This window comes from Saccharopolyspora sp. NPDC002686 (genome assembly GCF_040295745.1).
Classification (GTDB): domain Bacteria; phylum Actinomycetota; class Actinomycetes; order Mycobacteriales; family Pseudonocardiaceae; genus Saccharopolyspora; species Saccharopolyspora oryzae.
In genome coordinates this window covers 1-7,786 of the sequence record NZ_JBEOVY010000359.1, presented here as the reverse complement: position 1 = coordinate 7,786, position 7,786 = coordinate 1, and the positions used below count along the sequence as shown (strand labels likewise).

7 protein-coding genes are annotated in these 7,786 nt (G+C 70.3%); 2 read left to right on the top strand and 5 right to left on the bottom strand.

All coding sequences use genetic code 11. The features are described 5' to 3' along the window. Positions 1-126 precede the first annotated feature (126 nt). The 5 genes from ABTZ89_RS32395 to ABTZ89_RS32375 form a co-directional block, all read right to left on the bottom strand. A complete protein-coding gene (locus ABTZ89_RS32395) occupies positions 127-570 on the bottom strand; it encodes a nuclear transport factor 2 family protein (protein WP_351051932.1) in 444 nt (147 codons plus the stop codon). A 100-nt stretch (positions 571-670) separates the two neighbouring features. Continuing rightward, positions 671-1,540: a TIGR03619 family F420-dependent LLM class oxidoreductase gene (locus ABTZ89_RS32390; RefSeq protein WP_351051929.1), complete on the bottom strand. Its 870-nt coding sequence runs from the start codon at positions 1,538-1,540 to the stop codon at positions 671-673. Then, on the bottom strand, positions 1,537-2,697 hold the full coding sequence (locus tag ABTZ89_RS32385; protein ID WP_351051926.1) for a thiolase family protein: 1,161 nt from the start codon (positions 2,695-2,697) through the stop codon (positions 1,537-1,539). The genes ABTZ89_RS32390 and ABTZ89_RS32385 overlap by 4 nt, the downstream gene beginning before the upstream one ends. Then, positions 2,697-3,746, bottom strand: a complete 1,050-nt coding sequence (locus ABTZ89_RS32380) for a thiolase family protein (protein WP_351051923.1) — start codon at positions 3,744-3,746, stop codon at positions 2,697-2,699. Before ABTZ89_RS32380 ends, ABTZ89_RS32385 begins: the two co-directional genes overlap by 1 nt. Positions 3,747-3,764: 18 nt before the next feature. Continuing rightward, entirely contained in the window at positions 3,765-4,760 is a 996-nt protein-coding gene (locus ABTZ89_RS32375) for a Zn-ribbon domain-containing OB-fold protein (RefSeq protein ID WP_502949631.1), read from the bottom strand. 49 nt (positions 4,761-4,809) lie between these two features. On the opposite strand from ABTZ89_RS32375, the gene ABTZ89_RS32370 reads away from it, so the two are divergent. Both ABTZ89_RS32370 and ABTZ89_RS32365 read left to right on the top strand, forming a co-directional pair. Further along, positions 4,810-5,859: an LLM class F420-dependent oxidoreductase gene (locus ABTZ89_RS32370; protein ID WP_351051918.1), complete on the top strand. Its 1,050-nt coding sequence runs from the start codon at positions 4,810-4,812 to the stop codon at positions 5,857-5,859. Between the two features lie 99 nt (positions 5,860-5,958). After that, positions 5,959-7,509, top strand: coding sequence for an acyl-CoA synthetase (locus ABTZ89_RS32365; protein ID WP_351051915.1), 1,551 nt, complete (start codon positions 5,959-5,961; stop codon positions 7,507-7,509). Positions 7,510-7,786 lie beyond the last annotated feature (277 nt).

Genomic DNA, 7,786 nt, shown 5'->3' with positions numbered 1-7,786 from the left:
TGTTGGGTGACCCACCCGCCGGGGCCGGCACACCGGGGGACCGCAGTTTCAATTGAAACTGCGGATCCCAGGCACGGCGGATCACAGTTTCAATTGAAACTGCGGAACTCGGGGTCCGATCGGGGGTCAGTCGGCCGGGCGGAGGGTTTTCACGGCTCGGTCGAACTCCCAGAAGGCTCGCATGGAGCGGATCAGGCCTGATTCGTCGACGTGGTAGACGAAGACGCCTTCGGCGTCCATGGTGCTGCCGTCGGGGAGGAACGTCGAGATGCAGCCGACGTTGGCGACCTCGCGGCCCGCCGCGAACGAGTCGTGGACGTGGAACTCGATGCGGTCGGCCTGGGCGATCGCGAGGTCCCAGAACGCCGCGATGCCGTCGTGGCCGTGGTGACCGCAGCCCTCCGGGTCGAAGACCGACGGACCGACCGGGTCCTCCACCACGCCGTCCGGTGCGAACAGCGCCACCCACTCGTCCTTCGCGCCGCGGGTCACCGCGCTCATCGACTTCAGCGCCGCATCGCGAGCCGGGTGCGGCTCGGTGCTGGCCGACCAGTGCACGCCCTCGACCATGCCATCCTCCGATCAGGTGGTGTGACTTCCGAGCAGTGCAAGAATCCCGGGCAGTTCCCGGGGAACCGGGCTTTCGCGCCGCTGCTCCCGGTCGAACGCCTCAGAACTGGCTGAGGACTTCGTCGGCGAACTTCCGGATCGAGTCCTGCTTGGCGCTCAGGTCGGCGTCGAAGCCGTGGCCGTCGAACAGCCAGGGGACCACGATCGCGTCCGTCACGCCGATCTCGGCCTGCTCGCGGTAGCCGGACGCGCCGAAGCGGTCCACGCACACCGCCTGGATCTCGAACGGCGCGTCCGAACGGCCGCAGGACGCGCGCAGCTCGGTGAGGCGGTCGATCGTGGTGCGCAGCTCGTCCAGCGTCATCATCGCCGACGCCCAGCCGTCGCCGATCCGGGCTGCTCGCCGCAGCGCGGCCTCGGTGTGCCCGCCGATGTAGATCGGCACCGGGCCGGCCGGCGCCGGGCTCATCTGCAGGCGGTCGAAGTCGAAGAACTCGCCGTGGTGCTCGACCATCCCGCCGCCGAGGATCAGCCGCAGCACCTCGATGGCCTCGTCCACGCGCGCACCGCGCTTGGCGTACGGCGCGCCGCACCACTCGAACTCCTCCGGCGCCCACCCGAGCCCGATGCCCAGGCCGAAGCGGTCGCCGGTGAGCACCGCGACCGACGCCAGCTGTCGTGCCAGCAGCACCGGATTGCGCGGCCCCAGCTTGAGGACCGAGGTGTAGAAGCGGATCCGCGAAGTGGCCGCACCCATCGCCGCGGCCGCGATCAGCGGGTCCGCCCAAGGGGTTTCGGCGTCCCACATCCGCGAGCCGTCCGGCGTGTACGGGTAGGCCGCGGAGACCTTTTCGGAGTAGAACAGCGAATCGGGCAGGGCGATGGCGGCGAAGCCGCATTCCTCCGCGGTGCGGGCCAGCTCGGTGAGCTGGTCCAGCGGGCTCATCGCCACCGACATCGTGAACTTCATCGTTCCCCCGGTTTCCGGGCGCCGACCACCCACATCGAGAAGTACTGCGAGCCACCGCCGTAGGCGTGGCCGAGCGCGGTGCGCGCGCCGTCCACCTGGTGCTCGCCTGCTTTGCCGGTGACCTGCATCGCCGCCTCGGCGAACCGCAGCATGCCGGAGGCGCCGATCGGGTTGGACGACAGCACGCCGCCGGAGGGGTTCACCGGCAGTCGCCCGTCCAGCGCGGTCTCGCCGGCTTCGGTGAGCTTCCAGCCCTGGCCTTCGGCGGCGAAACCGAGGTTCTCCAGCCACATCGGCTCGAACCAGGAGAACGGCACGTAGATCTCCGCGGCGTCCACTTCGGACAGCGGATCGCCGATCCCGGCCTCCCGCCACAGCGCTGCCGCCGCGTCCCGCCCGGCCTGCGGGTTCACCTGGTCGCGCCCGGCGAAGGTGGTCGGTTCGGTGCGCATCGCCGTCGCGTGGATCCACGCCGCGGACTGCCCGGCGGCGCTCTCGTCGCCGATGACCACCGCGCACGCACCGTCGGAGGAGGGGCAGGTCTCGTCGTAGCGGATCGGATCCCACAGGACTTGCGAGGCCAGCACCGATTCCATGGTGATGTCGCTCTGCTTGAGGTGCGCGTACGGGTTGCGCGCGCCGTTGCGGCGGTCTTTGGCCGCCACCATCGCGCCGATGTGCTCAGGCGCGCCGGAGCGGCGGATGTAGGAGCGCACGTGCGGCGCGAAGTAACCGCCGGCGCCTGCGCCGACCGGCATGTTGAACGGCGGCAGGATCGACAGCGCCCACATCGCGTTGGACTCGGACTGCTTCTCGAAGGCCACCGCGAGCACCCGCCGGTGCACCCCGCCCTGCACCAGGCTCGCCGCCACGTTGGCCGTCGAGCCTCCGACCGATCCGGCGGTGTGCACGCGGATCATCGGTTTCCCCGTCGCACCGAGGGAATCCGCGAGGTGCAGCTCGGGCATCATCACGCCCTCGAACAGGTCGGGGGCCTTGCCGACCACGACGGCGTCGACGTCCGGCCAGTCCAGGCCGGCATCGGTCAGCGCGCGCTCGGCGGCTTCCCGGCACAGCCCGGCGATCGAGACGTCGAGGCGCTTGCTGGTGTGGTGCGTCTGGCCGGTCCCGATGACCGCCGCCAACCGCTTGCCCATCAGGACCTTCCCTCCATCACGCAGACCAGGTTCTGCTGCAGCGCGGGCCCGCTGGTGGCATGCGCCAGCACCCGCGTCGCGGTACCGGACATCACGCGGGAAGCGGCTTCGCCGATGCGCGCCAGTCCCGCGGCGAACATCGGATTGCCGCACAGCGGGCCGCCGGACGGGTTGATCGCCACGTCGTCGCCGAGCCCGATGGCCCGGCGCAGCACGATTTCCTGGTGGGTGAACGGTGCGTGCAGTTCGGCGAGCTCGACGTCGCCGACGTCGGCCGATCGGGCCGCGGCGGTGGTCGACGGCGACCGGAGCAGGTCGCGGGCACCGAGGCTGCCGGACTCGATCCGGTGCTCCAACCCGGTGATCCACGCCGGACGTTCGTGCAGCTCCCGGGCCCGTTCGGCGCTCGCGAGCACGACCACGGAGGCGCCGTCGGTGATCGGTGCGCAGTCGTGCTCGCGCAGCGGATCCGCGATGTGGGGCTCGGCCAGCAGGTCGTCGACGTCGACCTGGCCCGAGCGCTGTGCGTCCGGTCCGGCGGAGGCCCGGCTGCGGGCGGCGACTTCGGCCATGTCCCGTTCGGTCCACGCGCCGGAGTCCAGGCCCAGGCGGGCCTGCAGGCCGGCGATGCTCACCGAGTCGGGCCACAGCGGCGCGGCGGTGTACGGGTCGAGCTGCAGGGCGAGCGTCCGGCGCAGGTCACCGGCCGAGGACTTGCCGAAGCCGTAGACCAGCGCGGTGTCGACCTCGCCGGTGCGGATCTTCACCCACGCCTCGTACAGCGCCCACGCGGCGTCCATCTCCACGTGCGATTCGTTGATCGGGGGGAACGCGCCGATGGCGTCGACCGCCGCGATGAACGAGAACGCCCGGCCCGCCAGGTAGTCCGACGAACCGGAGCACCAGAACCCGATGTCCTCGGTGCGCAGCCCGGTGCCGGCGAGGACGTCCCGGAAGATCGGGACCAGCATCTCGACCCCGTTGGTGGTGCCGTGGGTGGCGCGCACGTTCGGTGCCTGCGCGAACCCGACGACGGCTACGTCTTCCACGGTGAACTCCTCGGCGGGCTAGAGGTGTTGGGAGTAGGTCTCGAAGGGGGCGTCGGGCTCGCCGGTGGGGCGGAAGTGGTCGATGTTCTGGAGCGTGTAGTTCCACTCCTCGCGCGGTTTCCACTCCGCGCGGACCCGCATGCCCATGCGGACTTCGTCGGCGGCGCAGCCCAGCACCAGGTGGAGGAAGGGGATGTCGGCGCCGTCGAGCAGGACGTAGGCCGACACGTACGGCGGCTTGATGCGCTGGCCCAGGAACGGCACGTTGACGATGCAGAACGTCGTCACGATCCCGGTGTCGGGCAGCTCCACCTCTTCCTCGGTGGGCACGCCGTCGGTCGGGCAGGCGCCGCGCGGCGGGATGTAGACCTTCCCGCACTCCGGGCAGCGCTGGCCGAGCAGCCTGCCCTCGGCGAGCCCGCGCAGGTAGCGGCTCTCCTCGGGGGAGGCCGAGTGCTGGTAGTGCAGGTGCACCGGCGAGGTGATCATGGTGACCGGTTCGGGATCCTCCTCGGGCGCGGCGGGGGAGTCGCCGACCGGCTCGAAGCAGGCGATGTCGCGGATCCCGTTGCCGCGCTCGGACGACCAGCGGACCTGGACCCGCATGCCGGTGCGGATGGCGTCGGGCGAACCGACGTCCACCGCGTGCAGCATCGGGGTGTCGGCGCCGTCGAGCAGCACGAACGCCCAGGCGAACGGGTGCTGCAGGGGCTGGCCTTCGATCGGCTGCGGCATCCACGACCAGCTCAGCACCGTGCCGCTGGTGCCGACCTGGACGAACTCGTCGAGCGCGGCGGCGGTGTCGGGGTCGTACTCGACGGGGGGCACGTGGACCCGGCCGTCGCTGCCGCGCACGCCGACGATGCGGCGGCCGCGCAGTTCGGTGGCGAACCGGCGGTGGACCGGTCCGAGGGAGCGGGTGTAGTCGAAGCCGACTTCGAGCGGTGCGCTGAGTGGTTCGGAGAGCCCAGTCACGAACTGAAGTGAAACATGTTCTCGATTTTGGGGCAACATGCGGGCAGGATGGGAACCGGTGGATCCGTCGGGACGAGGAGGATCGCTGATGAGAATCGGACTTCAGCTCGGTTACTGGGGCGCGGCGCCGCCGCCGAACGCGGAGGAACTCGTTCTCGAAGCCGACTGCACCGGGTTCGACTCGGTCTTCGCCGCGGAGTCCTGGGGTTCGGACGCCTTCACCCCGCTGGCCTGGTGGGGATCGCGGACCAGCCGCGTGCGGCTCGGTACGTCCGTGGCGCAGGTCGCCGCGCGCACCCCGGCTTCGTGCGCGATGCACGCGCTGACCCTGGACCACCTCTCAGGGGGTCGGTGCGTGCTCGGGCTCGGGGTGTCCGGACCGCAGGTGGTGGAGGGCTGGTACGGCACTCCCTTCGCGAAACCCCTTGCGCGGACTCGGGAATACGTCTCGATCGTGCGCCAGGTGCTGGCCCGGGAGGCTCCGGTGCGCAACGACGGGCCGCACTACCGGCTGCCCTACGACGGGCCGGGCTCGATCGGGCTGGGCAAATCGCTGCGGCCGATCACCCATCCGCTGCGCGCCGACCTGCCGATCTGGCTCGGCGCGGAAGGTCCGCGCAACGTGGCGCAGACGGCTGAGATCGCCGACGGGTGGATCGCGGTCTACTTCTCGCCGCGCGTCGCCGGGATGTACGAGGACTGGCTGGGGGAGGGCTTCGCCCGGCTGGGCGCTCGCCGCAGCCGCGCGGACTTCGAGGTCGCCGCGAGCTGCCAGGTGGTGGTGACCGACGATCCGGCCGCCGAACGGGCGAAGCTGAAGCCCTCGCTCGCGCTCTACATCGGCGGGATGGGCGCGCCGGGGATGAACTTCCACGCCGAGCTGTTCCGCCGGATGGACTACGACGAGGTCGTGGAGGACGTGCTGCGCCTGTTCGGCGAGGGGCGGCGGGACGAGGCGGCGGCCGCGGTGCCGGACGAGATGGTCGACGACATCGCGATCATCGGCGACGCGGAGACCGTGCGGAGCCGGGTGGTGGAGTGGGAGAAGTCCGGAGTGGACACCCTCCTCGTCGGATGCCGCAGCACCGACCACATCCGCGACATCGCCGCGGCTCTCGGTCTTCCTGATGCGGATTGAGTCCTATGTGGATGGATGTGGGGGCTTGCCCGCTGTGTGGAACAGGTTCTAGATTTGTTGAGTTTCCGATTTCCGCGTCGTCGTTGACAGGAGTTCGCCGTGTCCGACATCGGGCTGTGGAAGATCGCAGAGCAGGAGCCGAACCGGGTTGCCGTGATCGCCCCTGATGGCGGTGAGCTCACCTACGGAGAACTCGCCGCTGCCGCGGACCGGTACGGCCGCGGGTTGCAGAGCATGGGGCTCGACGTGGGTGACAGCGTCGTGCTGATGCTGCCCAACGGGCCGGATCTGCTGGCCGCCTACTTCGCCGCGATGCAGTGCGGGCTGTACGCGGTCACGGTGAACTGGCACCTGGTCGGCGCCGAGGTGTCCTACCTGATCGAGGACAGCGGTGCGAAGGCGTTCATCGCTCATGAGCGGTTCAGCGCAGCGGCTTCCGACGCCGCGGCGCGCTGCGGGCTCCCGGGTTCGGCGCGCTTCGCGGTCGGGGAGATCCCGGGCTTCCAGCAGCTGTCCCAGCTTGGCGCGCAAGAACCGCCGAAGCGCCCGGACGTCCGCACCATGGGCTCTCCGATGCTCTACACCTCCGGGACCACCGGTCGGCCCAAGGGCGTCCGGCGACCGCTGACCGGTGCCGATCCCGATGTGGTGCCGGCCGCGGCGACGTGGTTCTTCGGCATCTTCGGGATCGAACCCTTCGACGGGCACGTGCACCTGTGCGGCTCGCCGCTCTACCACACCGCGGTGCTCAACTTCGTCACCCACTCCATCCAATTAGGACATACCGCGGTGCTGATGGACCGCTGGGACCCGGCCGAGATGCTGCGGCTGATCGAGCGGTACCGGGTGACCCACACGCACATGGTGCCCACCCAGTTCCACCGGCTCCTGGCGCTGCCACCTGAGGTCCGGCAGCGCTACGACGTGTCGTCGCTGCGCGCGGCGATCCACGGCGCCGCGCCGTGCCCGCAGGAGGTCAAGCGGGCGATGCTGGAGTGGTGGGGGCCGGTCGTGATCGAGTACTACGCGGCGACCGAAGGCGGCGGCACGGCGATCGGCGCGGCCGAGTGGCTGGACAAGCCGGGATCGGTCGGCAAGCCGTGGCCGGGCTCGACGGTCAAGGTCCTCGGCGACGATGGCGCGGAGCTGCCGCCGGACGAGGTCGGCACGGTGTACATGCGGATGGGCGGCTCGAGCTTCGAGTACCACCGGGACGCCCGCAAGACGGAGCAGGCGCGCGTCGGGGACCTGTTCACCCTCGGCGACGTCGGCTACCTGGACGCGGACGGCTACCTGTACCTGTGCGACCGCAAGAGCGACATGATCATCTCGGGCGGGGTGAACATCTACCCGGCGGAGGTGGAGAACGCCCTGTCGGTGCACCCGAAGGTCGCCGACGTGGCGGTGTTCGGCGTCCCCAACGAGGACTGGGGGGAAGAGGTCAAAGCCGTGGTCCAGCCCGCCGAAGGCGCGCACCCCGGCGACGATCTGGCCGAGGAGCTGCTGGCCTACGCCCGCGAGCGCCTGGCGAAGTTCAAAACCCCCCGGACCATCGACTTCGCCGAAGAGCTCCCCAGGGACCCCAACGGCAAGCTCTACAAGCGCAAGCTCCGAGCCCCGTACTGGGAAGACCACGACCGCGCGATCTGAACCCATCGAGCACCGCTCCTCCGCCCACCGGCGTCCGGTCGTGACCGGGTGATCCGCAATTTCAATGGAATTTCGAGGTTCGATTTCCATTGAAATTGCGGACCTCCGCCACGGGACAGGCCGGTTGCCGACACTTGTCGGCGTGTCGGGTGCCGGACACGCCGGTGGACCGCAGTTTCAATTTAAAATCGGTGCAACAAACGGGTGCGGGTGGGGGGGGGGGGGGGCGGGGCGGGCCTGTGGGGGGTGGGTTTTGGGGGCGGGGGGGGGGGCCGGC